Below are 25,890 nucleotides of genomic sequence, written 5' to 3'. Positions count from 1 at the left end.
CGGCCTCAGGAAGCGTCGGCAGTGGGCATGACGGCGTTCGGGTCCATGTACACCAGTTCCCAGATGTGGCCGTCGATATCCTCGAAGCCGTGTCCGTACATGAAGCCGTGATCCTGCGGCGCGCGCGGCACCGCGCCGCCCGCGGCCCGAGCCTTCGCCACCAGTTCGTCGACCTGCGCGCGGCTGTCACACGAAATGCAGATGAGCGCCTCCGTGCTCTCCTTCGGATTGCACAGCGTCTTGTGCGTGAAGGTCTGGAAGAAGTCCTTCGCGAGCAGCATCGCGTAGATGTTTTCGCCGATCACCATGGCGGCCGCCTGCTCATTGGTGAACTTCGGTTCGAACGTGAAGCCGAGTTGCGAGAAGAACGCCTTCGACTTCTCGACGCTGCTCACAGCGAGATTCACGTAGATTTGTTTGTGCATGATTGTTCGTCCGTATCGTCTGGAATATGCGGTCGTAGATAGGGCGCGGCTTGCTTCGGCCGCGCGCGAGCTTAATGATTCGCGCCTTCGATGTTGCGAAAGCGGTCCATCGCCTGGCTCGGCTCGAAGTCGTCGAGGTCGTACATCTGACGCACTTCGATTTCGCCGTCCGCCTGCTCGCCGAAGGGCGCGGGGAAGCGTCGCGCCCATTCCATCGCTTCTTCGCGCGAGCGCACCTGGATCACGGTGTAGCCCGCGACCAGTTCCTTGGTTTCGGCGAACGGGCCGTCGATCACGCTGCGTTTGCCGCCCGAATAGCGCACGCGCCAACCCTTCGAACTGGGCTGCAAGCCGGACGCATCGAGCAGCACGCCGGCCTTCTGCAGTTCTTCGTGGTACGTCGCCATCGACGCAATCAGTTCTTCTTCCGGCATCTTGCCGGCTTCGCTGTCCGCGGTGGCCTTCACCATGATCATGAATCGCATCGCCATTCCTCCTGGAGTTACGGAAGCCCTTGGCGGCTTCTTACTTCCACGACGAGCGGCGCACAGTCCGATCGACATATGTCGGCGCCAGGGAAAACCCTCGCTACGGGCTGGGCGTGCGTGTTTGGCTCGCGTTTGGCTAGCGTTCGGCTAGTACTCGTAGCACGGCGCGACCTTGCGGATCTCGATCGTGCACCACTCGGCGGCCGGGCAGTCCTTGGCGAGCGCGAGCGCTTCGTCATAGGTATCGACGTTCAGCAGAAAGAATCCGCCGACCATCTCCTTCGCTTCGGCAAACGGTCCGTCGATCAGGCGCGTTTGCCCGTCGCGCTTTTCGAGGCGCACGCCCTTGTTGACGCTCGACAGCGATTCGGCGGCGATCAGCTGGCCGCGCGACTGCAGATCCGCGCGGTATTTCAGCATGCGGTCGTAGACGGCGCGACCCGCGACTTCGCCGCGCTCTTGACGTTGTTCCGTTGGTTCGACGATGAGCAGCATGTAAGACATGAGGACTCCGATTTCCGGTTGTCGGGACCGCTGCGTTCGAGGATGCTGTACTTCGTGGGACGGATTGGCGCGGCGGACGATGGCGCCAGTGCTGGTTCTGCTGGCGAAGGCAGTCTAGCAAAGTGGCGGCGCGCCTGGGTATGTCTGCTGCGCGCGAATGCGAATTCCGCTGACGGAATTGGCACGGCGTTTGCGACCCGAAAAGTATGTTGGATCATGCAGGGGTACGACATGTTCAAGCGCTATACGGTCCTGCTCCGCGTCGCGGCGGCAGCGGCGGCATGCTTGCCGCTCGCGGCGGGCTGCACCCTCGGCGGCGCGGCGGCGGGCGGATATGTGGGCCACGAGACGACGCACAGCACGGCGGGCACCGTCGGCGGTGCTGTCGCGGGCGGAATCATCGGCCATGAACTCGGCAAGTGACATCGATTGGGAAATGTTTAAAGGCGTAAAAAAGCGGTCATTCCTCGTGAATGCCGCCTTTAATTTCTGTTGAAAATCGTCATTGCCGATTTGAATGGCCTATTTGCAAATATTCGTTCTTCTCGCTCATCGATTCTTTCTGTCGGACGACATCTGAATTTTTATATTTATTCCGTGGCTTGTGTTTTATTTCGAGATTTAATACTTTAATTGGTGACTCACTGGTTCACCGAAAGTTCATTCGTTATTTTGCTTGATGTCACTCTTTTCGCGGATTCGCTGTCGGTGTGGCGAGGCCGCACCTACGCGCCTCTTCGGGAGTTCAACCAACAGAACATGAGTGAATTGCAAAACATTGTTTGCGTCGCGTTATTCTGTTTATCCCGAAATAAAACGTCACTCCATTTTCGTTGCCGCCTTACAACAACTTGAATTAATCTCAATAAAAACGAAATCGTATTTTTGGATAGAAAAATAAATCAAATCAATCCATTGCATCCGTAGCCGTCTTTTATTTCCATTTCAGAAATACACCATTTCCGATCACGGCATAAGTCGATAGTTAGGGGCCCTTTCTATACTTGCACTTCCCCAAACAGGGCAAGTGCAGTGGTCTTGCTTCGCACGGGACGTGGCACGCATAGCTTGTCCGTTTCTATTCAAGCCTCGTATTGCCCCTTGAACTGAAGGAAGCACACATGAAGAAGATTCTGATCGCGACGGCAGTTGCTGCATCGTTCGCCTCGGTCGCACACGCACAAAGCAGCGTCACGCTGTATGGCACGCTGGACGCGGGTTTGACGTATACGAGCAATGTGGATGGCCACGCACAGTGGGCACTCGGCAGCGGCTCCGTCGATGAAAATCGCTTCGGCCTGCGCGGAGTCGAAGACCTGGGCGGCGGCCTGAAGACGATTTTCACGTTGGAGCAGGGCTTCAACCTGAACATTGGCTCGCAGGCGCAGACGGGCAGGATGTTCTCGCGCCAGGCATTCGTCGGTCTGTCGAGCCAGGCCGGCACCGTTACGCTGGGCCGTCAGTACGACGCAATGCAGGACTTCGTTGCACCGTTGACGGCAACCGGTAGCTGGGGTGGCGCGAACTTCGCACACTACGGCAACCTGGACCAGCTGAGCGAGAACAGCGGCGTCGCATTCAACAACTCGATCAAGTTCACGAGCGCCAACTACGCTGGCTTCTCGTTCGGCGGCACGTACGGCTTTTCGAACAGCTCGAAATTCGCCAATAACCGCTCATACAGCTTCGGCGCTGGCTACGAAAATGCGGGTCTGCGCATTGGTGCTGGCTACGCGCAGCAGAACAGCCCATTCGGCAATACGACGGGTAGCATGACGGCTCTGGACGCCGACGGCACGCCTTTCCTCATGTCCGCTCATCGTGAGCGTCAGTTCGGCGCAGGCGCAAGCTACGCCTTCGGTCCGGCCATCATCGGGCTCGCCTGGACACAAGCTCGCCTGGACAACGTCCCAGGCAGCACGAGTTCGTTCCACACCAACAACTACGAAGTCAACGCGAAGTACAACCTGACACCGGCTCTGGGTCTGGGCATCGCCTATACGTACACGAACGGCGCACTCGAAGATGACCACTTCCACGCCAACCAGGTCGGCCTGCAAGGCGACTACGCTCTGTCGAAGCGCACCGACATCTACGCACAGGGCGTGTACCAAATCACGAGCGCGCCGAACGGCACCTTCGTCGCGGCCGTCATCGACAACGGCAACTCCGGCGGCTTCTCCTCCTCGCGCCGCCAGGCTGTCGCATCGGTTGGCATGCGTCACCGCTTCTAATCGCACACGAAGCGCGGCAGGTTGATGCGTACGATCGGCCTGCCGTAAGCGCTCGGGCCGCGAGGCGACCACAACGCCCCCATGTTCTACGGAACATGAGGGCGTTGCCTATTGAGCCTATGGGTTTGTTGAAATGCGCTGAAAACGCGCTCAAACGTAAAGAGGGACAAAGAACCAGAACCACGCAGCGTCAAACCATCCGCTTCAATTCCTTCTGCAACCTGTCGAAGTTCTCTTCGTTCGCCTTCACGGCAAACGTCTTCACCTGCGCGCAGACAGCAGGCGTCTCGAAGAGCATGCGAAACGTGACGCGCGTCTGCCCGTCGCTCACTGCATCGAAGGTTGCGGTGACGCGAAAATACGGCCCCGACACATGATCGAACACGATCCGTTCGGGCGCGCCAATCTCGACGAACACGCTGTGATTCTTGTAGTCGACGCCATCCGGTCCGTGCATCACAAAGCGCCAGTTGCCGCCCGGACGCAGATCGAATTCGTGGAATGAGTTGGTGAAGCCCTTCGGTCCCCACCAGTGCGCGAGATGCGCCGGGTCCGTCCAGGCCCTGAATATGAGATCGCGCGGAAAATCGAACACGCGCGCCGATATGATTTCCAGATCCGCGATCGGCGGAGCCAGGTCGCCATCCTCGGACATGAGACAGCCTCCTTCGAACACACTACGCCGCATCCGCCCAACGTCGCGCGGATGAAATCAAGCATAACGCATTGTCGAAGCAGCGAACGCCCAAGCTGCATCACGCGCGCGCGGAAAAGCGCGGCGAATGCGAGGCGCCGAACGTAGCAACGCCTAACGTCCGATCAATAGACGGAAAATACCCGCAAAAAATCAGACGGCAACCGACTCCGCCGACGGCTCGATGGAAATCACCCGCCGCGTCGCGGGCGCGCCGCACTGCCGCAGCAGATCGCGCAGCTCGTTGATCACAGGAAAGACTTCGTGGTTCCAGTCGGCGCCTTGTGCGTCGTGTGCCTCCTGCTCGCGTTCGACGATCCAGCGGTCCTCCGCGAAGATGCGCTCGGTGAACCACACCAGCAGCGGCCACGCGATGTCGAGCAGCACGCCAACCTTCGGACGCTTGATGGACAGCAGGCCGAACGTGCGATTGGTTCGCTGCTCGCGGTCGAGCGGCACGTAGCAGATCCACAGATCCATCACGAGCGAGCCTTCGGACGTGCGAATCTGCAGCGTCTGATACGGATACTGCGTGCGGACCGTCATCACGTCGTTGCGCTCGATGTTCGAATCGGGGCGACTCTGCCCGAACACGAGCGCCTCGCCGAACGGCTGCTGGCCCGCTTCACGAGAAAACGTGTAATCGACCTCGACCCAGTTCTCGCCGCGCCGCCGGCCAAGCGAACGCGCGCGCATCTTGCCCATCTGCTTGCGATGCAGGAACTGATGGTTCATATCCATCAGGTTTTCGTGCATGAACGAGTAATGGCACGCGACTTCGCGCCCGAAGCGCCGCGTCTTGTAAGCCTTGTCGGCGACCGAGCCGAGCGGCGGCAGCGACACCGTTTCGGCGAGTTGCGCATCGCCCGTAAACACGAAAATCAGCCCTTCCGATTCGCGGCACGGATACGCGCGCACGCCATTCGGCAGGCGCTCGCGGCCCAGATACGGCACGTCGATGCATTTGCCCGTGCAGTCATACGTCCAGCCGTGGTAACAGCAGCGGATCGCCTCGCCGTCGACCACGCCGCCGTGCAGCGGCACCTGTCGATGCGCGCACCGGTCCTCGAGCGCGAACACGCTGCCGGACTCCGTGCGCACCAGCACGATCGGGTCGCCGGCAAAGCGCACGCCATGCGCCTTGCCGCGCTTCACTTCGCGCGACCATGCAAGCGGATACCAGTTATCGGGGTGGATATCGACGCGGCGCAGATCGCGCACAGCGGGTTTAGCGTTATCGACGGTATTGCTGTCCAACGGAGCGACGACATGCATGTATGAAGCCTCCTGGCACAACGGTCGACTGGTCGCCGGGACCGAGCCGGTTTGATTGTTGGAAAACCGATGTCGCCTTTCAGTCTACTAGAAGTCGCCGATGAGATTCATGAGGGCTTACGGCAGGCAGGCGCATTCGACCGCGCGTCGACATGCGCGGCAAGCGCGAACGACTGCGCCGCGGCGGCGCGTTCAACGTCGTTCAACGTCGTTCGCGGTTCGTTCAAGGTCGTTGCAGGTGCAACGCTCCGAAACGCGCGTCGACGCATTACAGGATCGCTTCAACGCATTACAGTTCGACTGGCGCGCGCAACGGCCGTTCAATGCCTGCGCCCCGTCGCGCCGACAAGACCCGAGCGATGCTGTTTGCCCCACGACCGGCCGCCGCGCAGAAAATGCAGCCAGCCGAGCACCGCGCCCGTGTGCCTGAGCAGCTGGAACGTGAACGGCTCGGCAATGGCGGCCGCCACCGCCATCGGCAGACTCGAGCCGCGCGTCTGGCCCGTCCAGCGCCGGTACAGGTGAATGCACCATACGTAGAACGCGAGATCGATGGCCGTCTTGAGGCCGATCACGCTGAAGATCGACACGACGATCAACCCGTGTCCGCCTGCGATGAAGCCGAGCAACAGCGCAAACGCAGTCAGTCCGTAGACCGGCTGCATCGTGTCGAATGCCTTGATCGGCAGCATCAGGCGGCCGAGCGTGCCGTAACGCGCATCGCCCGTCATGTCGCGGTTCCAGTATTGCGTTTGCAGGAAGCCCGCAAACCAGCGGCGGCGCTGGCGCAGGAAAACGCCGAGCGTCGCGGGCGCTTCCGTTTGCGCGTGCGCATCGCCGACCACGCGCACGTCCCAGCCCAGACCGCGATCGACGGAATAGCGGCGCAGCCGGTGAATCAGCTCGTAATCTTCGACGAGACATTGCGCATCGAAGCCGCCGACCGCGACGAGCGCATCGCGCCGGAACGACGCAAACGCACCCGACACCAGCAACAGGCTGTCGGCGCGCATCCACGCGAAGCGCGCGATGAAGTTGCGCATGTACTCGTAGGTCTGAAACCACTGAAACACGCGCCCGCTCGCCGTGCGGTTGCACACGGGCACGAGAATGCCCGTCGCCGCCGCCAGCTTCGGCGCCTGCGCGAACGCCGCGCGCATCGCGAGCGCGGCATCGTCGGCGAGCAAGGTGTCGGCGTCGACGGTCATCACGGTGTCGGTCGTCATCACGTCGATGGCCGCGTTGAGCGCGAGCGCCTTGCCGCCATGCGGCACGCGCAGCCAGTACAGATTCGGATAGCGGCTGCTCGGCGCGCTCAGTTCGCCGGGCGCCGGCTCGGTCAGATGGAAGCGGCCGGTAAGCAGATCGCGCGTGCCGTCCGTGGAGCCATCGTCGGCGATCACGATCTGCGACAGTCCATGCGTTTGCCTCAGCAGCGCGGCGAGCGTCACGGGCAGCACGGCCGCCTCGTTGTGCGCGGCGACGATCACGCCCATCGTCGGCAGATGCGCCGCGTCGGCGCAACGATGCGCGGGCAACGAGCGGCGGATCAGCGGCAACGTCTTCACGGTGACGAACGCGAGCAGCAGCGTGTCATAGACGACATACGCAATGCCCGTCGACCACGCGAGCGCGCCATGCAGAAAGAACGCTCGCGCGAACAGCAGCAGCCACAGCACGGTCACGCTGCCGTGAATCACGACGCTCTGCCAGCTCGCCTTGCGCGGATTGATGCGCGGCGATACCGCCTCCAACGCGTCGCGCAGCGACGGCCCCGACCGCCGGCTACCCGTGCGGCAAGCGCCCTCGCGAGCGCCGCCGCACGCGAGCGTGGCCTCTTCGATCACGTCGGCATCCATCACGGCACCATCCGCTTGAACACGGACTTCCGATCGAGCAGCTCATGCTTCAGCGCGCCGCCGATATGCATCGCGAGCAGCGCGTACAGCGCGTAGCCGAGGTACGTATGCAGCGCGCCGAACCTGTCGTGCAACGGCTCCTTGACGGCGGGATCGAGATTCATGATGAGCCCGATGCGCGGAAACGGCACGACGCCGAACAGATGCATCGGGTGCGTGGCCGCGTCCTTCCACGCGGAGTCGTGCATCCATCCCGACAGCGGCAACGCGATCATCAGGAAATACAGCAGGAAGTGTGCGATGTGCGCGGCCATTCGTTCCCATGACGGAAACTCGCGCGGCAGCGGCGGAGGCCGGTGCGACACGCGCCACAGCACGCGCAGCAGCGCGAGACCGAGCACCGTGATGCCGATCGACTTGTGCGTATCGATGACGGGGCGCACCCAGTCGTCCGGCAGCGAATCGGCGGAAAGGCCGAGCACGACGTTTGCAATGATGAGAACGGCGATGAGCCAGTGCAGGATCATCGCCGTGCGTGTGTAGCGCGCGGGCGTCAATGGCGCGTAAAGCGCGTCGGCGCCGTCGCGTGTGGCCGTGCGTGATGACGTGGATGTGTCCATGAATCGTTTCGTCGGATATCGGTAGGGGCGGCGAAAGCCGCGTGCAAGAACGCAAGATGACCTGCGGGACCGCGCTGCATGCGCGCACCGCTGTCGTCTCGTCAGCAGAACGCCCCACTATGCCTGTTTATTCCTTCGACGGGCGAGCCCGGCGCTTCTGTCACGTCTGCGTCGCGTTTCCATTTGTTTCACGCGCACCTCGATGGTTCAAGAGGGCGGTTCACGCGAACTGGTCGATGCCTTGCACCAGACGTTTGGCGAGGCGCGGCTCGCGCAGCTGATCGAGCCACCATTGCAGCGCGCGGCCTTCCTGGTCGCCGCGCCATCCGACATACAGCACGTTGGGCTCGCGCGGATCGGCGGTTTCTTTTTCGACGAGCTCGCCGCGCTTGAGCAGCGACGCCACCCGATGACGCGGCAGCCAGCCCGTCCCGAGCCCGTCGCGCTGCGCGAGAATTTTCGCGCGCATGCTGGGCACGGCGAGCGACATCTGCCCGCCGAGCAGCCCATACGCGCGCCCGCTCGCGCGCGACGAATCGGCCACGACGATAGCGCGCTGCTTCGCGATCTGGTCGCGCCGCAGCGGCTCCTTGATGCTCGCGAACGGATGACGCGGCGACACCGCGAACACCCAGTCCACGACGCCCAGCTCGAACCAGCGCAAGCCGGCGATCGCGGGCGGCTCGTTGGTCGCGCCGACGATCAGGTCTGCGCGGCCGTCGCGCAGCGCCTCCCAAGTGCCGCTCAGCTCTTCCGTCGTCACGCGCAGCCTGACGCCCGATTGCAGCGCGTCGAACGCGTGAATGACGGGCATCAGCGTCTCGAACTCCATCAGCTCGTCGGTGACGATCCACAGCCGGTCTTCCCAGCCGCTCGCGATCTGCCGCACGCGCTGCGTCATGCGCGTCACGTCCTGCATCAGACGCGCCGCTTCTTCGGCGAGCAACTGGCCCGCGGGCGTGAGTTGCAGCCGGTAGCGGCGGCGGTCGAACAGCAACGCGTCAAAGCGCGTTTCGAGCTGACGGGCCGCGTGCGACACCGTCGACGGCGCCTTGCCGAGCCGTGCCGCCGCGCGCGACAGGCTGCCGCTTTCGCGGATCGCTTCGAGCAGTGCAAGCTCGTCGTCGGTCAACATGTTCGATCCCGTCGAATGATTTCATCGGGAAAATCGTACGGCAAAACGCGCGCGAGCGCCGAAAATCATAGGATCGAGGGGAAGGGGCGAAGCACGCGATCGTCCCGTTTCCCGATACGCCCGATACGCCCGATACGCCGTCTGCAAATATCGCGGGCGTCGAACGCACACGATGAAAGGAGCAGCGACATGGGACTGTTAGTCAACGGCCAATGGCAGGACAGGTGGTACGACACGTCGTCGACGGGCGGACGCTTCGTGCGCACGGACGCCGTGTTCCGCAACTGGGTCACGCCCGACGGCGAAGCAGGCCCGAGCGGCAGCGACGGCTTCGAGGCGGAAGCGGGCCGCTACCATCTGTACGTGAGCCTCGCGTGCCCGTGGGCGCATCGCACGCTGATCGTGCGTGCGCTGAAGGGCCTCGAGGACATGATCAGCGTCTCCGTCGTGCACTGGCTGATGCTCGCCGACGGCTGGACCTTCGACGACGGCCCCGGCGTCGTGCCCGACGCGATCAACCATGCGCCGTATCTGCGCGACGTCTATCTCGCCGCCGACCGTCACTACACGGGCCGCGTGACGGTGCCCATCCTGTGGGACAAGCATCAGCGGACGATCGTGAGCAACGAGTCGTCGGAGATCATCCGCATGCTGAATTCGGCGTTCGACGAGATCGGCGCGGAGCCGGGCGACTTCTATCCGCCGCCGCTGCGCGCAGAGATCGATGCGATCAACGCGCGCGTCTACGACACGGTCAACAACGGCGTGTACAAGTCCGGCTTCGCTACCACCCAGCGCGCGTATGAAGAAGCCGTCGTGCCCCTCTTCGACACGCTCGACTGGCTCGAACAGAAACTGTCGACGCAGCGCTTTCTGACGGGCAACCGGCTGACGGAAGCCGACATCCGGCTGTTCACGACGCTGATCCGCTTCGATGCCGTGTACTTCGGGCATTTCAAGTGCAACTTGCGGCGCATTGCGGACTATCCGAATCTGTCCGCATACACTCGCGATATTTATCAGCATCCGGGCGTCGCGGGAACCGTGAACTTCGAGCACATCAAGCGGCATTACTACGAGAGCCATCGGTCGGTGAATCCGACGGGCATCGTGCCGCTCGGTCCCGTGCAGGATTTCGATGCGCCGCATGATCGGGCGCGGTTTGTGTGAAGGGGGAAGTGGCGCATCGCGCCGCACGCAAACACGCAAGCGACGAGCCCAAAACCCGTGCCATCGGGCCGCAAGTACCTTGCGCTAGACTGTCCGCAAGCGTGGCCATCCGTCGGCCACGCATCGGCCACACCCGCATGGAGACGCTCATGCTACGCAAGACACGCACCCCTTCCCAGCTTCAGGACGAAGTGAGCCGGCGCATTCATCGCGCGCCGGAAGTCGTCGACGACGGCGTGAAGATCAGCGTGCCGCGCCCGCAATCGCAGGAACCCGATGCCAGCGGCTGCAACTGGACGATGAAGCACTTCGGCAACGCGATCGGCTTCGAGCGCATCGTCGACGATGCGCTGAAGGCGGTGCAGAAGGAATACAACCTGTCGGAAGGATCGAAGGATATCAACAGCCTGTTCGGCGATCCTCCGAACAGCTGACGCGTTGCCTCTTGCCTTTCGGCTCAGGCCACGGCGGCGAACGCGTTCTCGATCTGTTGCGCGTCCGTCGGCCGCACGACGCGCGCCACTTCGACGCCATCGCGCATGAAGACCAGCGTCGGCCAAAGCTTGACCTTGAACGAGCGCCCGAGCGCGCGGCCCGGCCCGTCTTCGATCTTCAGATGGCGCGTGCCCGGATGCGGGCCGAACCCCTCCGCGATCACGGGCTGCGCGCCCTGACAATAGCCGCACCAGTCGGTGCCGAATTCGACGACGGTCACGCCCGCGAGGGCGTCGACATCCGCGCGGCTCGGCGCGGTCTTCGAGTATTGGTTCGCGGTAGTCATAAGCCTCCATGCGCCGGACGATCCGGCGTGCCGGCCTTGCATCGCGCAAAGGCCGCGCCACGTGCGATGTTGCCCGTTATCGGCCAAACGTGCTGACGGCGCTGACCCCGGCTGACCGATCGGCTATGCCGACGCCCGGCGTCAGCTCACGCGCGAGCGCCGCGCGCGCACCGCTTGCGCGAGCGTCTGCAGCACCGGCTCGGTTTGCGTCCAGCCGATGCATGCATCGGTGATCGACACGCCGCGAGCAAGCGGCACGCCCGGCTTCAGATCCTGACGGCCGGCTTCCAGATGGCTCTCGATCATCACGCCGATGATCCGCTTGTCGCCGCCCGACAACTGGTTCGCGAGATCCTGCGCGACTTCGATCTGGCGCTCGTGCGACTTGTTGGAGTTCGCGTGCGAGCAGTCGACCATCACCTGTTCGCGCAAGCCGACCTTGCGCAACGCTGCGCACGCTTCCTCGACACCCGCTGCGTCGTAGTTCGGCCCTTTCTTGCCGCCGCGCAGGATCACGTGCGCGTCGTCGTTGCCGCGCGTCTCGAAGATCGCGGCCATGCCCATCTTCGTCATGCCCATGAACGCGTGGCTCGCGCGCGCGGCGACGATCGCATCGGCCGCTATCTGCACGCCGCCGTCGGTGCCGTTCTTGAAGCCGATCGGGCACGACAGTCCCGATGCCAGCTGCCGATGGCTCTGGCTCTCCGTCGTGCGCGCGCCGATCGCGCCCCACGCGATCAGATCCGCGATGTACTGCGGGCTCAGCAGGTCGAGAAATTCGGTGCCCGTCGGCAGACCGAGTGCGCTGATTTCGAGCAGCAGTTCACGCGCGCGGCGCAGCCCTTCGTTGATGCGGAAGCTGCCGTCCAGACGCGGATCGTTGATATAGCCCTTCCAGCCAACCGTCGTGCGCGGCTTCTCGAAGTAGACGCGCATGACGATCAGCAGATCGTCGCGCAGCGCATCGGCGGCCGTTTTCAGCTTGTGCGCGTATTCCATCGCCTGGCCGTGGTCGTGGATCGAGCACGGCCCCACGACGACCACGAGTCGGTCGTCGCGGCCGTGCAGCACATCGGCGATTTCGACGCGGCTCTTTTCGACGAGCGTCTGCACGCCGGGCGGGCACGGCAGTTCGTCGAGCAGCAGCGCGGGCGAAATCAGCGGGCGCACTGCGCCGATGCGGGTGTCGTCGATGCGCGTGATGTCCTGGGTGGAATCGGCGACGCCGGCTTCCTGGTCACGTGTGGGGTTGTCGATACGGCTCACAATATTCTCCGGGCTCTGCACTTTGGGGCGACGTCGATTATCGCACTCGCAGCGCTCCGGTCCGCGCGCGCCCGCACCGGACCGGCATGCAGATCAAGCGCCGTTCATCAACTGGATCAGATAGGGCTTCCACACCTCCGGGTGCGCGAGCGTCTGATGTCCGTATGATTGCGCGGTCTCCGGCATTTCGACGTAGCGTCCCTGCGGCACTTTGCCGATCAGCCGCTGCATCACGCCGAGATCGGTGGCGTTGATCAGGTCGTCGGCGAAATTGACGGCGAACAGACGCCCGCGAATCGCCGCGAGATTCGGCTCGGGATCGTAGTCCCACGACGATTCGAACCAGTACAGCACATCGTTCGGATCGCTTTTCGCGGCCTCTTCGACAAGCGATTCCGTCATGCGCGTCGACGCCGCGCGGTCAGGCGCGGCCGCCTGCATGCGCGCCGCGTTGCCCGTGATCAGCGTGAAGACGGGCATCGCGCGCGTCCATTGCGTCGGCGGCGTCGCGTAGTAGCCGTCCTGCCAGCCGGGATCGCTGCGTATCGCGCCGACGATCATTTGCCGCCACAACCAGTTGCGGCCGGCCATTGCGATCGGCTGGCTGGCGATCGGCATCAGCGCGTCGGCCATGCCCGGATAGCGCTCGCCCCACATCCACGTCTGCATGCCGCCCATCGACGTGCCGAGCACGAGCTTCAGATGCCGCACCTTCAGCCCGTCGACGAGCAGCCGGTGATTCGCTTCGACCACATCGCCATAGCCATAGCGCGGAAATTTCGTGCGCAGCCCGTCGCTGGGTTTGGTCGAGCCGCCGCGCCCGAGACCATCGGGGATCACGATGAAATAGCGGTTCGCATCCAGAGGCTCGCCTGCCGCGAACAGTTCCTTGCGCATCGACGGCGTGAGATACGCCTTGCTCGAGCCCGTCGTGCCGTGCATCAGCAGCACGGCGTTCGTCACGTCGCCATGCGCGTCGCGCTGCGGCGTGCCGAGCGTCACATAGTGAATGCGCAGTTCGGGAAAGACCGTGCCGTCCGAGAAACGGAAATCGTGTTCGACGAAATCGGCGGCATGTTCGGATGCGCCCGTTGGACTCGCGGCGGCATCGGCGGCATGGGCCGACGTCACTGTCTGCGCGAGCGCGAGCGTGATCAACAGCGTAGTGCGGGTGAGTATCGAACGAAACACAGTTGGTCTCCATCAACGTGTACGCGATGGCTTCGGATCGTACACGATGACGGCAAACGATGTGTCGGGCGCTTTAGGCTTCAGAGCGCGTCGTAACGCGCCTTGATCTGCTCGAACATCTTCCAGAACGACGCGGGCGCGGTGCCCTTGAGGCGCTCGCGCAGCACATCGAGATGGCTGTGCCAGCCCGGACCGACATCGAGTTGCTCGTTGCGGCCAGACAGATTGCGATGCGTGAGCACGAGCTTCACCTGATCGCCCGCCTCCGACAGTTCGAAGGTCACTTCGGAGAGATTGTCCTGAATGCTGCCCCACGTGAACGCGAGCACATGAGGCGGCTCGAAGCGCAGCAGCCGGTGATACGAATCGTGCCCGCCTGCGTACTGGCGATACGGTTCGGGCGGCAGTTCCGGCGTCGCGGCCAGCAGCGAGTGATCGAAGCGCATCACGAAGTCGCCGCCGGGCTGCGCCGGCATGGCGCCCGACGCGAGCCACTGGCTGCGCTTGTCGGACTCGGTCAGATACGCCCAGACGCGCTCGATCGGCCCGGGCAGCAGACGTTCGAAGCGCACGATCTGCGTGCCGTCGAAAGCGCCGAGTGGTTCGTTCAGGTTCATCGCTTGTCCCCCTGTCGACAAGATGCTTACGGTGGATTGCGCAGCAGGTCTTCGAGCGCGTCGAGCCGGCTGCTCCAGAAGCGTTCATAGAAGCGCAGCCACGCATCGGCAGCGGCGAGCGGCGCCGGTTCGATCCGGCAGATATGCGAGCGCCCCTCCACGCGGCGCTGGACCAGCCCTGCGCCCTCCAGCACCTTCACATGCTTCGATGCCGCCGCGAACGACATCGCGAACGGCGCAGCCAGTTCGCCGATATTGCGTTCGCCGACGGCAAGCTGCGCGAGCATTGCGCGCCGGGTGGGATCGGACAGCGCGTGGAACACGCCGTCGAGTGCGGACTCGTTCATGGACCCGAGTATAGACGTGGCATCGGCGTTATTCAACCATTTGGTTGAATATCAGTTACCGAGGGCCAGCGAGCGGATCGCCGTGCCGAGTTCGGCGACGAGCCTGTCGGCCTTGTCCGGATGCACGCCCGCATAGCCGAGCATGAAGCCGTTGTATCGCGCGGCGTCTTCGCCCTGATGGCAGTACGCGCTCAGCGGCGAGACGGCGATACCTTTCTCGCGCAACGCGATGCTCACGTCGCGGTCCTGCAACGGCGCGTCGAGGCGCATCGTCAGATGCATGCCGCTGCCATCGGACGAGACAGTCACGAGATCGCGCATGTGCCGATGAATCGCGCTGACCATCGCCTCGCGCCGCTGCTGGTAGATGCGCCGCATCCGTCGCAAATGGCGCGCGTACTTGCCGCTTTCGATGAAGTCCGCGAGCGCGATCTGATCCGCGATGCGCCCCTGGCGCGACATCTCGCCGATCACGCCGCCGATCTCCGGTGCGAGGTTGGCCGGCACGATCATGAAGCCGATGCGCAGCGCCGGGAACATCGTCTTGCTGAACGTGCCGAGATAGACGACGGGCGTCGCGGGCCGCAGCCCTTGCACCGACGGCAGCGGCGGGCCGCTGTGGCGCAGTTCGCTGTCGTAGTCGTCCTCGATGATCCAGGCGCCGCGCTCGACGACGTTGTCGATGATCGACCAGCGCCGCTCCAGGCCCAGCACGCTGCCGAGCGGATATTGATGCGATGGCGTGATGTAGACGAGGCGCGGCGGCGTGCGCCGCCAGTGCTCGTCGTTGGGCGCGATGCCGGCGGCGTCGACGGGAATCGGCACGACGTCCAGGCCCGCCGACTGAAACGCGATTCGCGCGCCGTGATAGCCGGGGTTCTCGAGCCACGCGGTGTCGCCCGGATCGGCGAGCATGCGCGCGCACAGGTCGAGACTCGTGTGCGTGCCCGACGTGATGAACACCTGATCGGCCGCGCAGCGCACGCTGCGCGACACACGCACGTATTCGGCAACGGCACGCCTGAGCGACGGATGACCCGCGTAGTAGCCGTAGCCGAGATCGCGTGTATCGACCGAGCGCCACGCGCGCTCCATCGATGCACGCCATTGCGCGACGGGAAACTCGTCGAGCGCGGGCACGCCCGCCTGAAACGGCGCATGCATGCCGGTCGCGCCGCCCGCGCCACGCGTGCTGCCACGATCGGCCGGCAGTGCCGCGACGCGCCGCGACAGCCGGCTGACAGGCGAAGCATCGAGTGCCTCCGCATTGGCCCCAGGAAGCGCGACGCAACTGACGATCGACCCGTGGCGGCTCGCCGCGATAAAGCCTTCTTCGGCAAGCCGTTCGTAGGCGTACAGCACGGAGTTGCGTGCGATGCCGAGCTGCTCGGCGAGTGAGCGCGTCGGCACGAGCTGGGTGCCGTGGCGGATGTCGCCGTTCAGGATTGCGTGACGCAGGCTTTCGTACAGCAGCATCTGCTGCGTGAGCTTGCGCCCGGCCGCCTCGCTCGCGAAGCTCGACATCAACAGACCGTAGTCCAATTGCGTGGCTCCAGATATTGTGTTCGACGTGGAGCTAACAATGGTGCCACAGAAACCCTATGCTTCGACGATACCTGCCGATTACAAGGAGCGCCGCCCGTGACGCAAGCCGTGAAGATCCGCCCTGTCGTTCCCGCCGATTACGAAGCATGGCTGCCGTTGTGGGACGGCTATAACCGCTTCTATGGACGCTTCGGCGAAACGGCGTTGCCTCGTGAAATCACGCAGCTGACATGGGCGCGCTTTTTCGACGGACTCGAACCGATGCACGCGATGGTCGCCGAGCGCGACGACGGCACGCTGGTCGGCCTCGTGCATTACCTGTATCACCGCAGCACGTTGATGGCGGGACCGACGTGCTATCTGCACGACCTGTTCACGCTCGATTCGGAGCGCGGCAAAGGCGTCGGGCGCGCGCTGATCGAAGCTGTCTACGCCGCCGCGAAGGCCGCGCGCGCCGAGCGCGTGTACTGGCTCACGCACGAGACGAACCGCACCGCGATGCAGCTCTACGACAAGGTCGCGGAGCTGTCGGGCTTCGTCGTCTATCGCAAGCCGCTCTAGGCGAGATCGCTGACGAGCGACGCTCGCACTTCGTCGGGGACCGTCTGCACGTCCACCGGATAGTTCGGATGATCGCAACCGATGTGCAGGCCCGCGCCGTCGCGCAGGCGCGCCTTCATCGACGGCGTCAGCTCGAAGCGCACGAAATGGACGGCTGAAGTCTTCTCGTTGGTCTCGCGTTCGAGGTCTTCGTCGGCGATCGCATAGACGGGCTCTTCGCCGTCCACCTTCAGGAACACGTGGTCCTCGATGCCGATCAGGCGTGCCAGCGCCGCGCGCCGTTCGACTTCGTTTACGTACTCGATCTGCATCGTCGCCTTGAAGTTGCTGCCGTCGGGCACGAGCGGCAGATACACTTCGAGTTCGCCCTGAATGCCGTCCTCGTCGAAGATCTTCTCGATGTGCAGCATCTCCTGGATCTGATAGCGGATCGTCAGTTCGTCTTCGAACAGGAACGTCACGTGATTGCCGAGCCTGACGAGGCGAAGCTTCTTGTGCTCGATGATCTGCTCGCGCATCGCCTTGCGCGCCTTCGCATAGTTTTCGAGCGACAACAGGGAGTTCCTTGCGATGCTCATCGATATCCTCGCTGATTGAAGATCAAAGGCCGTACGCCTTGCGCAGCAGTGTCAACGGGTGCGCGAGCTGCGTCTTCGGCAAGCCGTTTTCGTCGAAGCCCTGTTCGATGTGGTGGCCCGCAAGCTGGCAATCGGACGAGATAAAATCGGGCTGCGCCTGCGCCATCGCCTTGAAGACGGGCGTGCCGATCTTCATCGCCATCGCGTGAAATTCCTTCTTCACGCCGAACGTGCCCGCATGGCCCGAGCAGCGCTCGACGACCGTCACCTGCGTACCCGGCACGAGCGCGAAAGTCTCCGATGTCTTGCGTCCGATGTTCTGCACGCGCGCGTGGCACGGCACGTGATACGACACCTTGCCGAGCGGCGTGTTGAAGTCGGTCTTCAGCAGCCCATCGCGATGACGCGACACGAAGTATTCGAACGGGTCCCAGAATGCTTCGCTGACGGCGCGCACGTCGGGGTCGTCGGGAAACATCAGCGGCAGTTCGTGCTTGTACATCAGCACGCAGCTCGGAATCGCGCCGATGATCGCGTAGCCGTCGCGCGCATAACGCGCGAGCACGGGCATGTTCTTTTCCTTTTTCTCCGCGACGCCTTTGAGATTGCCCTGCTCGAGCAACGGCATGCCGCAGCACGCTTCGCTCGATACGAGTTCGTACGGAATGTCGTTGTGCGCGAGCACCGCCAGCAGGTCGTGACCGATGCCGGGCTCGTTGAAATTCACATAGCAGGTCGAGTAGATCGCCACCTTGCCGGGCGTCCGCTCGCCGTCCTTCACCTGCACCTGCGGCGATTTCCTCGCCGCGCTGCGGAATTTGCGCGACGCGAAATCGGGCAGCCATGCTGTCTTGTCGACGCCGAGTGCCTTTTCCATCAGGCCGCGCGCAGCGCCCGTGTGATTCACCGCGTTGACCGTCTGCGTGACGATGGGAATGCCCGCGAACGTGCCGAGCGCATCCGTGTTCGACAGAAACTTGTCGCGCAACTCGACCTCGCCGCGCTTGTATCTCGCTGCCTTCGCGCGCAGCATCAGATGCGGAAAATCGACGTTCCAGCTGTGCGGCGGCACATAAGGGCATTTCGTCATGTAGCACAGGTCGCACAGATAGCACTGGTCGACGACGGCGCCGAATTTCTTCTTGTCGACGTCGTGCGCTTCGCCCATGTCCGTTTCGTCGACGAGATCGAACAGCGTCGGGAACGTGCCGCACAACGACACGCAACGGCGGCATCCCGCGCAGATGTCGAACACGCGGGTCAGTTCCTGGTCGATCGCATCCTGATCGTAGAAAGCATCCGATTGCCAGTCGAGCGGATAGCGGATCGGCGCTTCGAGACTGCCTTCCTTGTGAGGCATCGCCTGCGTCTCCTTTGTCGACCGGAGTTGGCGCTTTAGAGCCTTACTCCGGTCCCATGCGTTCGTTCTTCTACTCGCAATCGATGGATGCGCAACCGCACGCGCAAGATCGCGATCGTCTCGCTTTCTCTTGCTTCATCCCGCGTCGGTGTTGTTGCGCCGCTTCGCGTTGCGCTTCGGCCCGCTGTCCTGCCGCCCGATTGCGTTCAGCCTGCCGTCCGCCAGCAAGGCGTTCGCACGCAAACGGGCCGCAATGGAGCGCGCCGGCCACGAATGCCGGCGCCTGCGGCGTCAGTCGACCAGTGCGTCCAGTGCCTTCGTATAGCGATTCGCGTGACTGCGCTCGGCCTTGGCGAGCGTTTCGAACCAGTTCGCGATTTCGTCGAAGCCTTCCTCGCGCGCGGTCTTCGCCATGCCCGGATACATGTCGGTGTATTCGTGTGTTTCGCCCGCGATCGCCGATTGCAGGTTCTGGCGCGACGAACCGAACGGCAGCCCCGTAGCCGGATCGCCGACGACTTCGAGGTATTCGAGGTGGCCATGCGCGTGGCCGGTTTCGCCTTCGGCTGTCGAGCGGAATAGCGCGGCGACGTCGTTCTGTCCCTCGACGTCCGCTTTCGCTGCAAAGTACAGATAGCGGCGATTAGCCTGCGATTCGCCGGCAAATGCGAACTTCAGATTCTCTTCAGTTTTCGAACCCTTGAGTTGCGACATCTGAGCCTCCATGCAAAGCCTGTATTGTGGGAGCGCGCGTACTTTTTCATGGTCGACCACCGGCCAGACGCGCGCACCTGTGCCGTTCATTTAATCTAGGTGCTCAGCGATGCGTTCCCAATTGGGTTTTTCAATCTTCGCGATAGCTGTTTGTCTTGCATAACGTTCGGCCCGGCATAGACTGAGAAACGCATCACCTGCATCACCTTTTTTCACCGGGGGACTGTCTAATGCGGCTGACGATACTGATCAACGGTTCGGACCCCACCGTCAATCACGATTACGCCGTGCTATGGCTCGACACCGACGAGCGTCGCTGGTCGAGAGAAGCACACGATGGGATCGACCTGCCCCCATGGGGCGAACTTCATGACGAAGACGGCGTCACCAAGCTCTGCGCGCCCAGCGCAGACGCACCCTTATGCACGTTGAACGGCCTGCACGTGGACCGGCGGCAGCAGGTCAGTTCAGCGCAAGGCAGCGCGGCGTGGTCGTGCGACCGCACGCGTTCGCCGATGAATGGCTTCTGGCGTCTGCAGGCCGTCGACCGCCTGCCTGTTCACGCCGAGCACAGCGTGTTCGGACGCTGAGTCCAGCTCGAACCGCTTCGCTCTTACCGCTTCCGATTCGCTTCCATCATGCGAGCACCGCCCCGCCGTCTCTCGGCGGGCGCGGATTTTCATTCGCTCTGCATTCTTTCTCCACGCGTTTCGCCTAGGCGAAATGAGCACAAATTGCCGCCTGTTGACGCGGTTGTTACGCTTTTGCCGATTGCATCGGCGCTGCGGTGCGAATCGCATGCAGTTGTTGCCTCGCACATAGCGCACGCGGCTATACTTGCGGCCCCTCATTCGCTTTCACATCCATGAAGAAGTGGTTAGTCAGTCTGTTGATCGTGGCCGCGAGCCATGTATCGGCGGCAGCGTCCTGCACGGATTTCACACCCGACGCCCAATGGCCCGTGCTGACGAACGCAAAGATGGCGCCGAAGACGCGCATGCTGTGCTATTCGGATTTCGCCGTCCTGCATTCCGGCATCACGCACGGCCCGTTGTGGTCCGCCGAGCATCTGACGCGCGACCATATCGAGGCCGCGAAGGACATGGTCCGCACGAACAGGTTTTTCGAAGACTCGCGCCTGCCCTATGGCGAAGGCGCGACGCTCGCCGACTACAAGCGCAGCGGCTTCGATCGCGGCCACATGAGTCCGGCGGGCAACCGCTGGAACGCGGAGGCGATGGCACAATCGTTTTCGCTCGCGAACGTCGTGCCGCAGAATCGTGTCAATAACCAGCACTTGTGGTCGCACATCGAGACGGCCGTGCGCACGCTGTCGAAGAAGTACGACGACACGTATGTCGTCACTGGGCCGCTGTTCACGGGCTCGCAGTTGCAGACCATCGGGCCGACGCGCGTATTCGTGCCGACACAACTGTTCAAGGTCGTCTACGTGCCATCGAGGAAGCTCGCGTTCGCGATCGTCGCGGACAACGTGGCGACCGACCGCTACGACGTGAAGACCGTTCACGAGCTCGAAGCGATGAGCGGCATCCGTTTTCCGGGCATTCCGGAAAAACTCAAGGACCAGCGTCCGGGAGGGCTGAAAGGTGTTTAAAGCGTATTCGAACGACGACGATGTGCTCAACATCCAGGGCGACGCGCTGACGGTGTCGAACGGCACCACGCGCGTCGTCGTGAACGGCACGCTCGACATCACGAAGGACAAGCGCGGCTTGAAGGCGGCGCTGGCGCTCAAGGAAGCGCTCGACAGCGTCGTCGCCGCGTTGCAGGCGGACGCGCACCTGCCCGAGCAGGTCAAGGATGAGCCCGACGCGAAGCCGGGCGTGATCGACAATCCGTTCTAGTGTTCGGCGTCGGCTAACGAGGTGGGCTTCGGCAGTTTCGCGAGCGCCTGCGCCGCACGGGCGACGACGCTTTCCCAGTCGCCCGGCGCCGTCTGCCGGAACAGCCGCGCGGTCGGATACCATGGCGAGTCGTCGCGGCCGCGCAACCAGCGCCAGCACGCGTCGTAGCGCGACAGAATCCAGACGGGCCGATTGAGCGCGCCGACCAGATGCGCCATCGACGTATCCACGGTAATCACGAGGTCCAGGTTCTCGACGATGGCTGCCGTATCGGCGAAATCGTGCACGTCGTCCATCGGGTCGAGCGGACGCAGCGCGGCAGGCAGACCGTCAAGCTGCGGGCGCGTCGCCGCGCCCTTCTGCAGGCTCACGAATGTCACACCCGGCACGCGCAGTAAAGGCTCGAACGATAGCGCATTCATCGACCGTCGCTGATCGATCGCATTCGAACTCGGGTCATGCGGACGCGGATCACCCGCCCACACGAGCCCGACCTTGAAGCCACCTTCGGGCAGTCTGCTGCGCCATTGCTCCGCGAGCGCGGCGGGCGCGCGCAGGTAGGGCATTGGCGCGGGAATTGTCGCAACGGTCGTGCCGAACAGCTCGGGCAGACTCAGCATGAAGCACCAGTAGTCATGCGCGGGTATTGCCGTTTTGCCGTCGAGCGCGTAGACGGCGTCCACAGCCGCGAGGCTCTCGAAAAGCCGCTGCAACGGCGGCTGGCAAGCGACGCTCACCCGAGCCGCACCACGCCCCTTGAGCATCGACACATAGCGGCAGAACTGCAGGCAGTCGCCAAAGCCCTGCTCAGGCCAGACGAGCAGCGAATGGCCGTCGAGCGGCTCGCCCTTCCACTGCGGATACGGCACGGGCGGCGGGACTACGCTACGCATGGTGATAGCGTCGTGATAGCGCGACTCATAGAGCGCCCAGCCCTGCTCGTATTCGCCGACGCACAACAGCGGCAGCGCGAGATTCGCTTTTGCACCTGCATAATCCGGCCGCAGCGCCAGCGCCTGCCGGTATGCGGCGATGGCTTCCTCGATACGGCCTTGCTGCCACAGCACGTTGCCAAGATTGTTGTGCGCCTCGGGCACGTTGGAATCGAGCACGAGCGCATCGCGGCACGCCGCTTCCGCTTCGGGCAGACGGTTCAGTTCCAGCAGCAGAAGCCCGAGATTGTTGTGCGCGCTGACGTTGCCCGGCTGACGGCTGACGACGTCGCGATAGGCCGCTTCCGCCTCTGCCAGGCGCTTGAGTTGCCATAGCAGCACGCCGAGGTTGTTGCGCGCCGTCACGTAGTCCGGCGCAATGGCGAGCGCATGCAGAAACGCGGCCTCCGCCTCGGACTCACGCTTCAGGTCGCGTAGCACGAGACCGAGATTGTTGAGCGCCTTCGTCAGATCGGGGCTGATCGAGAGCGCCCGACGATACGCATGTTCCGCCTGCGTCAGCTGCCTGCGGCCAAAGAACCAGCTACCCAGATCGTTGTGCGCCTCGGCCAGATCGATGTGATTCGGGACTGGCTTGCCCGCTTTCGCGTCCGCTTCGTCATAGAGGCCGCTCAAGCAGACGGCGGCGAGCTTCAGCGCGTCTGCATGCGCGGGATCAGCCTGCAATATCCGATCGAGCAATGCGAGCGCTTCCGCAAGACGCCCTGTCGAATGAAGGGAAACGCACGCCTGATAGCGCTCGGCAGGCGACAGCACAGGATCTGACGGATTCATTGCGATGTTGTGAAATTCTGAGGAGTGCAGCGCCCACAGCCAGGGCCTTGTCGCGCGATGTCGACGCGACGCGGCCCGCATGGCCCGCGGGAACGCATGCCTTATGGGGGAGCAATCGAGCGGGCGATCGTACCCTGGCCGCCCGATGGTCTATCTCCTAAAGACCATCCGGTCACAGAGCATGGGGCAGCAACCGCTCAGCTACGCGCCGCCCCGCTAACCGTCGACGCAGCGAACGCACCCAGCTTCTGCGCGTCGACGATCTCGATCTCCGCATAGCGCAGCGCGAGCGCGCCTTGCGTTTCGAGCTGCCGCAAGATCTGGTTCGTGGTTTGACGCGACAGCGCGAGCATCATCGCGAGATCTTCCTGCGGCACTTTCAGCACGCGCCGCTGCGTGCCCGCGTCGCCATATCCGCCCGCCATCAGCAATAGCCGCCGCGCGACGCGTTGCGCGGCGGGCAGCAGCGCGGCCTCTTCGATCGCATCGAATGCGAGGCGCAGCTTGTGCGTCAGCAGCAGACCGAACGGATGCCAGAACGCGGGGTTGCGTTCGAGCATCGACGAAAGCGCCGCGCGCGGCACATGGAACAGCAGCGTATCGCGCTCCGCATAGGCGTCGTGCGTGCGCGGCTGGCCGTCGAACAGCGCGATCTCGCCGAACCAGTTCACCGGCTCGATCACGGCGAGCAGCGCTTCCTTGCCGGCCGCGCTTGCCGCGCCGATCCGCATCAGGCCGTCGAGGACGCAATAGAAGCCGTCGTCGGCATCGCCTCGACTAAAGAGCCGCTGGCCCGCCGACAGCCGACGCATGCGGCCGAGTTCGAGCAATTGCGCACGCAGCGCATCGGGCGCGCCGCGAAACCACGCGCTGCCGTCGAGCAGCGCGACAAGCTCGGGCGGATTCGATGGAATGTCGGGCGTCATCGGTTCGAAGCGCGGTCCGTCGGTTTGTCGGTTTGGTCGGTATGAACAGGCGGGATTGTCGGCTAGCCGAATGTGTCGCGGCCCGCCGACCGCGATTATGATGACTTTCAACGAGGACGGGCATCCATGAGAACGCTCACTGACCAGCTTGCGCAATACGCGGCCTATCACCGTGACCGCCGCAACATCGCGACGCACTTCGTCGGCATTCCGATGATCGTGCTGGCCCTCGCCGTGTTGTTGAGCCGGCCCGCGTGGACGTTTGCAGCGCTGCCGTTTCCGGCGTCGCCGGCGTTGCTGCTGGTCGTGCTGAGCGTCGCCTACTACCTCGCGCTCGACGTGCCGCTCGGCCTGATGATGGCCGTCCTTTACGCGATGTGCATCGCGTGCGGCACGTGGCTCGCCGCGCAGCCGACGCTTTCATGGCTCGCGTCGGGCGCCGGTCTCTTCGTCGTGGGCTGGATCATCCAGTTCGTGGGACACGCCGTGTATGAGCACCGCAAGCCCGCGTTCGTCGACGATCTGATCGGTCTCGTGATCGGGCCGCTGTTCGTGCTGGCCGAAGCGCTGTTCGCGTTCGGATGGCGTCTGGCATTGCGCGACGCAATCGAAGCAAAAGCCGGTCCGACGCGCATCGACGACGCGCGTGGCCACGCATGATGGCCACGATCGGGTGATATCGCGCGGCGCGTGAGCACGGCGCAACGGTGCTGGTGCAGGCGCAGCGATTCAACCCGGCGCGAGCACACGCACGCTATGCAGCGCCGTCAATCCGACGGCGATCCAGATCGGCACATAGGTCCCAAGCTGTTGAGCCGTCATCGTCTCGCCGAGCAGCGTCACCGACACGATCACGAGCAACACGGGCTCCACATAGCCGAGGATGCCGAAGAGCGCCATCGGCAACAGACGGCTCGCCTTCAGATACGACGCGAGCGCGACCGTGCTCAGCGCGCCGAGTCCCGGCAGCAGCAACAGCCACATGTCGATGCGCCCCGACAGCAATGCGAGCGAGCCGCCGTTGAGCGCCATCGCGAGCGCGAACGGCAGCATCAACGACACTTCGAGCGCGAAGGCCGTCAGCGAATCGGCGTTGATCTTGCGACGCAGCACGAAATACGGCGGATAACCGAGCGCGACGAGCAGCGTCGGCCATGAGAACGCGCGCGTCACCCATAGCTCATGCAGCACGCCGAGCGCCGCGCAAGCGACGGCAAGCCATTGCAACGGCTCCAGCCGCTCGTGATAGTAGAAGCGGCCGACGAGCACCATCGTCAACGGCAAGAGGAAATAGCCGAGCGACACTTCGAGCATCCGTCCGTGCAGCGGCGCCCACAGAAACACCCATAGCTGCACGCCGAGCAATGCAGCGCTGACGGCCAGCGCGAGCGCCGTGCGCGGCTCGCTGAGCGCGCGCTGCACGAGCGCGCGCAGCTGCGGCAGCCGCGAGCGCACGACAATCAATATGAGAGCGCCGGGCACGGTCCAGATCACGCGCCACGCGAAGATATCGAGTCCTGTCAGCGGTGTCAGCAGCTTCGCGTAGACGGACAGCAGCGCAAAGAGCGCCGATGCCGTCACGGACAACGCGATGCCGCGCCCCGGTTGATATGCGTTCATCGGCGCGTCCGCTTCGAAAGGCGATGCGTGCAAGACGCGGGGCGGGGCGCGATAGCGCGAATGATGTCGTCCATTGTTTAAGTCTTGTTTTAACTGCGCGGCGCGTCCGCCCCGAATGCGGAGCGCGGCCATCGCGTGAAGCGCGCATTCTAGACGGCTTGCACGCGCCACGGCGTGTTTTGGGCCAAAATGCCTGCGTGCATATTCACGCACGATGGGCTATAAAATCTAACTCCATCTCTGCGCTGCGCTGCGCCGCGTGGCGTCGGCGAATCTTCGGTGGAATGATGACGGGCGCGCTTGTGTCGAGCGCTCGCGCCGCTCGTGCCCGGTTCTTGCTTGACCGTGACGTTCAACGCCGCACGCACGCGGCTTTCAGTCTGCTTCA

At 63.6% G+C, this 25,890-nt stretch carries 29 protein-coding genes; 9 read left to right on the top strand and 20 right to left on the bottom strand.

The genetic code is table 11. From position 1 onward, the window contains the following. Positions 1–5: 5 nt before the first annotated feature. The 3 genes from VSR68_RS12945 to VSR68_RS12935 form a co-directional block, all read right to left on the bottom strand. The gene (locus VSR68_RS12945) at positions 6–425 is read right to left on the bottom strand and encodes a VOC family protein (RefSeq protein ID WP_342940225.1); all 420 of its coding nucleotides are present in this window, start codon (positions 423–425) and stop codon (positions 6–8) included. A 71-nt stretch (positions 426–496) separates the two neighbouring features. After that, on the bottom strand, positions 497–910 hold the full coding sequence (locus tag VSR68_RS12940; RefSeq protein WP_090864317.1) for a YciI family protein: 414 nt from the start codon (positions 908–910) through the stop codon (positions 497–499). Positions 911–1,060: 150 nt separating this feature from the next. Further along, positions 1,061–1,417 (bottom strand): YciI family protein, encoded by a 357-nt coding sequence (locus tag VSR68_RS12935; RefSeq protein WP_342940224.1) that lies wholly within the window; start codon positions 1,415–1,417, stop codon positions 1,061–1,063. 231 nt (positions 1,418–1,648) lie between these two features. Here VSR68_RS12935 and VSR68_RS12930 point away from each other — a divergent pair, with 231 nt between their 5' ends. Both VSR68_RS12930 and VSR68_RS12925 read left to right on the top strand, forming a co-directional pair. After that, a complete protein-coding gene (locus tag VSR68_RS12930) occupies positions 1,649–1,840 on the top strand; it encodes a glycine zipper 2TM domain-containing protein (RefSeq protein WP_342940223.1) in 192 nt (63 codons plus the stop codon). Between the two features lie 698 nt (positions 1,841–2,538). Next, on the top strand, positions 2,539–3,651 hold the full coding sequence (locus VSR68_RS12925) for a porin (RefSeq protein WP_342940222.1): 1,113 nt from the start codon (positions 2,539–2,541) through the stop codon (positions 3,649–3,651). 190 nt (positions 3,652–3,841) lie between these two features. Here VSR68_RS12925 and VSR68_RS12920 read toward each other — a convergent pair whose 3' ends face one another. The 5 genes from VSR68_RS12920 to VSR68_RS12900 form a co-directional block, all read right to left on the bottom strand. Further along, entirely contained in the window at positions 3,842–4,306 is a 465-nt protein-coding gene (locus tag VSR68_RS12920) for an SRPBCC family protein (RefSeq protein ID WP_342940221.1), read from the bottom strand. 192 nt (positions 4,307–4,498) lie between these two features. After that, positions 4,499–5,620: an aromatic ring-hydroxylating dioxygenase subunit alpha gene (locus VSR68_RS12915; RefSeq protein ID WP_342940220.1), complete on the bottom strand. Its 1,122-nt coding sequence runs from the start codon at positions 5,618–5,620 to the stop codon at positions 4,499–4,501. 320 nt (positions 5,621–5,940) lie between these two features. Next, on the bottom strand, positions 5,941–7,479 hold the full coding sequence (locus tag VSR68_RS12910; RefSeq protein WP_342940256.1) for a glycosyltransferase: 1,539 nt from the start codon (positions 7,477–7,479) through the stop codon (positions 5,941–5,943). Further along, entirely contained in the window at positions 7,479–8,099 is a 621-nt protein-coding gene (locus tag VSR68_RS12905) for a cytochrome b (protein ID WP_342940219.1), read from the bottom strand. Before VSR68_RS12905 ends, VSR68_RS12910 begins: the two co-directional genes overlap by 1 nt. 220 nt (positions 8,100–8,319) lie before the next feature. Next, entirely contained in the window at positions 8,320–9,234 is a 915-nt protein-coding gene (locus tag VSR68_RS12900) for a LysR family transcriptional regulator (protein WP_342940218.1), read from the bottom strand. A 189-nt stretch (positions 9,235–9,423) separates the two neighbouring features. Between VSR68_RS12900 and VSR68_RS12895 the strand changes: the two genes are divergently transcribed. Next, positions 9,424–10,404 carry a glutathione S-transferase family protein gene (locus VSR68_RS12895; RefSeq protein WP_342940217.1) on the top strand — a complete coding sequence of 327 codons (981 nt, stop codon included), beginning with the start codon at positions 9,424–9,426 and terminating at the stop codon, positions 10,402–10,404. 149 nt (positions 10,405–10,553) lie between these two features. Beyond that, positions 10,554–10,838 carry a hypothetical protein gene (locus VSR68_RS12890; protein ID WP_342940216.1) on the top strand — a complete coding sequence of 95 codons (285 nt, stop codon included), beginning with the start codon at positions 10,554–10,556 and terminating at the stop codon, positions 10,836–10,838. A gap of 23 nt (positions 10,839–10,861) precedes the next feature. On the opposite strand, the gene VSR68_RS12885 is transcribed toward VSR68_RS12890, so the two are convergent. From VSR68_RS12885 to VSR68_RS12860, 6 genes are all read right to left on the bottom strand, one after another. Next, complete coding sequence (locus VSR68_RS12885; RefSeq protein ID WP_342940215.1) at positions 10,862–11,185, bottom strand: thioredoxin family protein; 324 nt, start codon at positions 11,183–11,185, stop codon at positions 10,862–10,864. 141 nt (positions 11,186–11,326) lie between these two features. Next, on the bottom strand, positions 11,327–12,451 hold the full coding sequence (locus tag VSR68_RS12880) for a 3-deoxy-7-phosphoheptulonate synthase (protein ID WP_342940214.1): 1,125 nt from the start codon (positions 12,449–12,451) through the stop codon (positions 11,327–11,329). A gap of 93 nt (positions 12,452–12,544) precedes the next feature. Then, on the bottom strand, positions 12,545–13,642 hold the full coding sequence (locus VSR68_RS12875; protein WP_342940213.1) for an alpha/beta fold hydrolase: 1,098 nt from the start codon (positions 13,640–13,642) through the stop codon (positions 12,545–12,547). An 80-nt stretch (positions 13,643–13,722) separates the two neighbouring features. Continuing rightward, positions 13,723–14,259 carry an SRPBCC family protein gene (locus VSR68_RS12870; RefSeq protein WP_342940212.1) on the bottom strand — a complete coding sequence of 179 codons (537 nt, stop codon included), beginning with the start codon at positions 14,257–14,259 and terminating at the stop codon, positions 13,723–13,725. A gap of 26 nt (positions 14,260–14,285) precedes the next feature. Next, complete coding sequence (locus VSR68_RS12865) at positions 14,286–14,606, bottom strand: metalloregulator ArsR/SmtB family transcription factor (RefSeq protein WP_342940211.1); 321 nt, start codon at positions 14,604–14,606, stop codon at positions 14,286–14,288. Positions 14,607–14,657: 51 nt separating this feature from the next. Next, positions 14,658–16,148 (bottom strand): PLP-dependent aminotransferase family protein, encoded by a 1,491-nt coding sequence (locus tag VSR68_RS12860; protein ID WP_342940210.1) that lies wholly within the window; start codon positions 16,146–16,148, stop codon positions 14,658–14,660. Between the two features lie 99 nt (positions 16,149–16,247). Here VSR68_RS12860 and VSR68_RS12855 point away from each other — a divergent pair, with 99 nt between their 5' ends. Further along, positions 16,248–16,712 carry a GNAT family N-acetyltransferase gene (locus VSR68_RS12855; RefSeq protein ID WP_342940209.1) on the top strand — a complete coding sequence of 155 codons (465 nt, stop codon included), beginning with the start codon at positions 16,248–16,250 and terminating at the stop codon, positions 16,710–16,712. On the opposite strand, the gene VSR68_RS12850 is transcribed toward VSR68_RS12855, so the two are convergent. The 3 genes from VSR68_RS12850 to VSR68_RS12840 all read right to left on the bottom strand — a co-directional run bounded on the left by VSR68_RS12850 (position 16,709) and on the right by VSR68_RS12840 (position 19,364). Beyond that, positions 16,709–17,290, bottom strand: coding sequence for a DUF3501 family protein (locus VSR68_RS12850; RefSeq protein WP_342940208.1), 582 nt, complete (start codon positions 17,288–17,290; stop codon positions 16,709–16,711). The two genes, VSR68_RS12855 and VSR68_RS12850, sit on opposite strands and share 4 nt — an antisense overlap. A 22-nt stretch (positions 17,291–17,312) precedes the next feature. Further along, the gene (locus VSR68_RS12845) at positions 17,313–18,650 is read right to left on the bottom strand and encodes a heterodisulfide reductase-related iron-sulfur binding cluster (protein ID WP_342940207.1); all 1,338 of its coding nucleotides are present in this window, start codon (positions 18,648–18,650) and stop codon (positions 17,313–17,315) included. A 291-nt stretch (positions 18,651–18,941) separates the two neighbouring features. Beyond that, a complete protein-coding gene (locus VSR68_RS12840) occupies positions 18,942–19,364 on the bottom strand; it encodes a rubrerythrin family protein (protein WP_342940206.1) in 423 nt (140 codons plus the stop codon). Between the two features lie 230 nt (positions 19,365–19,594). On the opposite strand from VSR68_RS12840, the gene VSR68_RS12835 reads away from it, so the two are divergent. From VSR68_RS12835 to VSR68_RS12825, 3 genes are all read left to right on the top strand, one after another. Continuing rightward, positions 19,595–19,954: a DUF3564 domain-containing protein gene (locus VSR68_RS12835; protein WP_342940205.1), complete on the top strand. Its 360-nt coding sequence runs from the start codon at positions 19,595–19,597 to the stop codon at positions 19,952–19,954. A 275-nt stretch (positions 19,955–20,229) separates the two neighbouring features. Next, positions 20,230–20,979, top strand: a complete 750-nt coding sequence (locus VSR68_RS12830; protein WP_342940204.1) for a DNA/RNA non-specific endonuclease — start codon at positions 20,230–20,232, stop codon at positions 20,977–20,979. After that, on the top strand, positions 20,972–21,229 hold the full coding sequence (locus VSR68_RS12825) for a hypothetical protein (RefSeq protein WP_342940203.1): 258 nt from the start codon (positions 20,972–20,974) through the stop codon (positions 21,227–21,229). Before VSR68_RS12830 ends, VSR68_RS12825 begins: the two co-directional genes overlap by 8 nt. Here VSR68_RS12825 and VSR68_RS12820 read toward each other — a convergent pair. Next, a complete protein-coding gene (locus tag VSR68_RS12820; RefSeq protein WP_342940202.1) occupies positions 21,226–22,956 on the bottom strand; it encodes a tetratricopeptide repeat protein in 1,731 nt (576 codons plus the stop codon). The genes VSR68_RS12825 and VSR68_RS12820 overlap by 4 nt on opposite strands. Positions 22,957–23,153: 197 nt before the next feature. Further along, positions 23,154–23,882, bottom strand: a complete 729-nt coding sequence (locus VSR68_RS12815; RefSeq protein WP_342940201.1) for a Crp/Fnr family transcriptional regulator — start codon at positions 23,880–23,882, stop codon at positions 23,154–23,156. 126 nt (positions 23,883–24,008) lie between these two features. On the opposite strand from VSR68_RS12815, the gene VSR68_RS12810 reads away from it, so the two are divergent. Next, complete coding sequence (locus VSR68_RS12810) at positions 24,009–24,542, top strand: DUF962 domain-containing protein (protein ID WP_342940200.1); 534 nt, start codon at positions 24,009–24,011, stop codon at positions 24,540–24,542. Positions 24,543–24,611: 69 nt separating this feature from the next. Here the strand turns inward: VSR68_RS12810 and rarD are convergent, their stop codons facing one another. Beyond that, entirely contained in the window at positions 24,612–25,502 is an 891-nt protein-coding gene (rarD, locus tag VSR68_RS12805; RefSeq protein WP_342940199.1) for an EamA family transporter RarD, read from the bottom strand. Between the last annotated feature and the right edge of the window lie 388 nt (positions 25,503–25,890).

The sequence above is a fragment of the Paraburkholderia phymatum genome (assembly GCF_038900715.1).
Lineage (GTDB): Bacteria > Pseudomonadota > Gammaproteobacteria > Burkholderiales > Burkholderiaceae > Paraburkholderia > Paraburkholderia phymatum_A.
This window is presented reverse-complemented; position numbering and strand designations above follow the sequence as displayed.

What these genes read in the sequence shown, in the direction of transcription:
- VSR68_RS12945 (WP_342940225.1), bottom strand. Translation starts at nt 425, where the DNA reads ATGCACAAACAAATCTACGTGAATCTCGCTGTGAGCAGCGTCGAGAAG.
- VSR68_RS12940 (WP_090864317.1), bottom strand. Translation starts at nt 910, where the DNA reads ATGCGATTCATGATCATGGTGAAGGCCACCGCGGACAGCGAAGCCGGC.
- VSR68_RS12935 (WP_342940224.1), bottom strand. Translation starts at nt 1,417, where the DNA reads ATGTCTTACATGCTGCTCATCGTCGAACCAACGGAACAACGTCAAGAG.
- VSR68_RS12930 (WP_342940223.1), top strand. Translation starts at nt 1,649, where the DNA reads ATGTTCAAGCGCTATACGGTCCTGCTCCGCGTCGCGGCGGCAGCGGCG.
- VSR68_RS12925 (WP_342940222.1), top strand. Translation starts at nt 2,539, where the DNA reads ATGAAGAAGATTCTGATCGCGACGGCAGTTGCTGCATCGTTCGCCTCG.
- VSR68_RS12920 (WP_342940221.1), bottom strand. Translation starts at nt 4,306, where the DNA reads ATGTCCGAGGATGGCGACCTGGCTCCGCCGATCGCGGATCTGGAAATC.
- VSR68_RS12915 (WP_342940220.1), bottom strand. Translation starts at nt 5,620, where the DNA reads ATGCATGTCGTCGCTCCGTTGGACAGCAATACCGTCGATAACGCTAAA.
- VSR68_RS12910 (WP_342940256.1), bottom strand. Translation starts at nt 7,479, where the DNA reads ATGGATGCCGACGTGATCGAAGAGGCCACGCTCGCGTGCGGCGGCGCT.
- VSR68_RS12905 (WP_342940219.1), bottom strand. Translation starts at nt 8,099, where the DNA reads ATGGACACATCCACGTCATCACGCACGGCCACACGCGACGGCGCCGAC.
- VSR68_RS12900 (WP_342940218.1), bottom strand. Translation starts at nt 9,234, where the DNA reads ATGTTGACCGACGACGAGCTTGCACTGCTCGAAGCGATCCGCGAAAGC.
- VSR68_RS12895 (WP_342940217.1), top strand. Translation starts at nt 9,424, where the DNA reads ATGGGACTGTTAGTCAACGGCCAATGGCAGGACAGGTGGTACGACACG.
- VSR68_RS12890 (WP_342940216.1), top strand. Translation starts at nt 10,554, where the DNA reads ATGCTACGCAAGACACGCACCCCTTCCCAGCTTCAGGACGAAGTGAGC.
- VSR68_RS12885 (WP_342940215.1), bottom strand. Translation starts at nt 11,185, where the DNA reads ATGACTACCGCGAACCAATACTCGAAGACCGCGCCGAGCCGCGCGGAT.
- VSR68_RS12870 (WP_342940212.1), bottom strand. Translation starts at nt 14,259, where the DNA reads ATGAACCTGAACGAACCACTCGGCGCTTTCGACGGCACGCAGATCGTG.
- VSR68_RS12865 (WP_342940211.1), bottom strand. Translation starts at nt 14,606, where the DNA reads ATGAACGAGTCCGCACTCGACGGCGTGTTCCACGCGCTGTCCGATCCC.
- VSR68_RS12850 (WP_342940208.1), bottom strand. Translation starts at nt 17,290, where the DNA reads ATGAGCATCGCAAGGAACTCCCTGTTGTCGCTCGAAAACTATGCGAAG.
- VSR68_RS12845 (WP_342940207.1), bottom strand. Translation starts at nt 18,650, where the DNA reads ATGCCTCACAAGGAAGGCAGTCTCGAAGCGCCGATCCGCTATCCGCTC.
- VSR68_RS12840 (WP_342940206.1), bottom strand. Translation starts at nt 19,364, where the DNA reads ATGTCGCAACTCAAGGGTTCGAAAACTGAAGAGAATCTGAAGTTCGCA.
- VSR68_RS12835 (WP_342940205.1), top strand. Translation starts at nt 19,595, where the DNA reads ATGCGGCTGACGATACTGATCAACGGTTCGGACCCCACCGTCAATCAC.
- VSR68_RS12830 (WP_342940204.1), top strand. Translation starts at nt 20,230, where the DNA reads ATGAAGAAGTGGTTAGTCAGTCTGTTGATCGTGGCCGCGAGCCATGTA.
- VSR68_RS12820 (WP_342940202.1), bottom strand. Translation starts at nt 22,956, where the DNA reads ATGAATCCGTCAGATCCTGTGCTGTCGCCTGCCGAGCGCTATCAGGCG.
- VSR68_RS12815 (WP_342940201.1), bottom strand. Translation starts at nt 23,882, where the DNA reads ATGACGCCCGACATTCCATCGAATCCGCCCGAGCTTGTCGCGCTGCTC.
- VSR68_RS12810 (WP_342940200.1), top strand. Translation starts at nt 24,009, where the DNA reads ATGAGAACGCTCACTGACCAGCTTGCGCAATACGCGGCCTATCACCGT.
- rarD (WP_342940199.1), bottom strand. Translation starts at nt 25,502, where the DNA reads ATGAACGCATATCAACCGGGGCGCGGCATCGCGTTGTCCGTGACGGCA.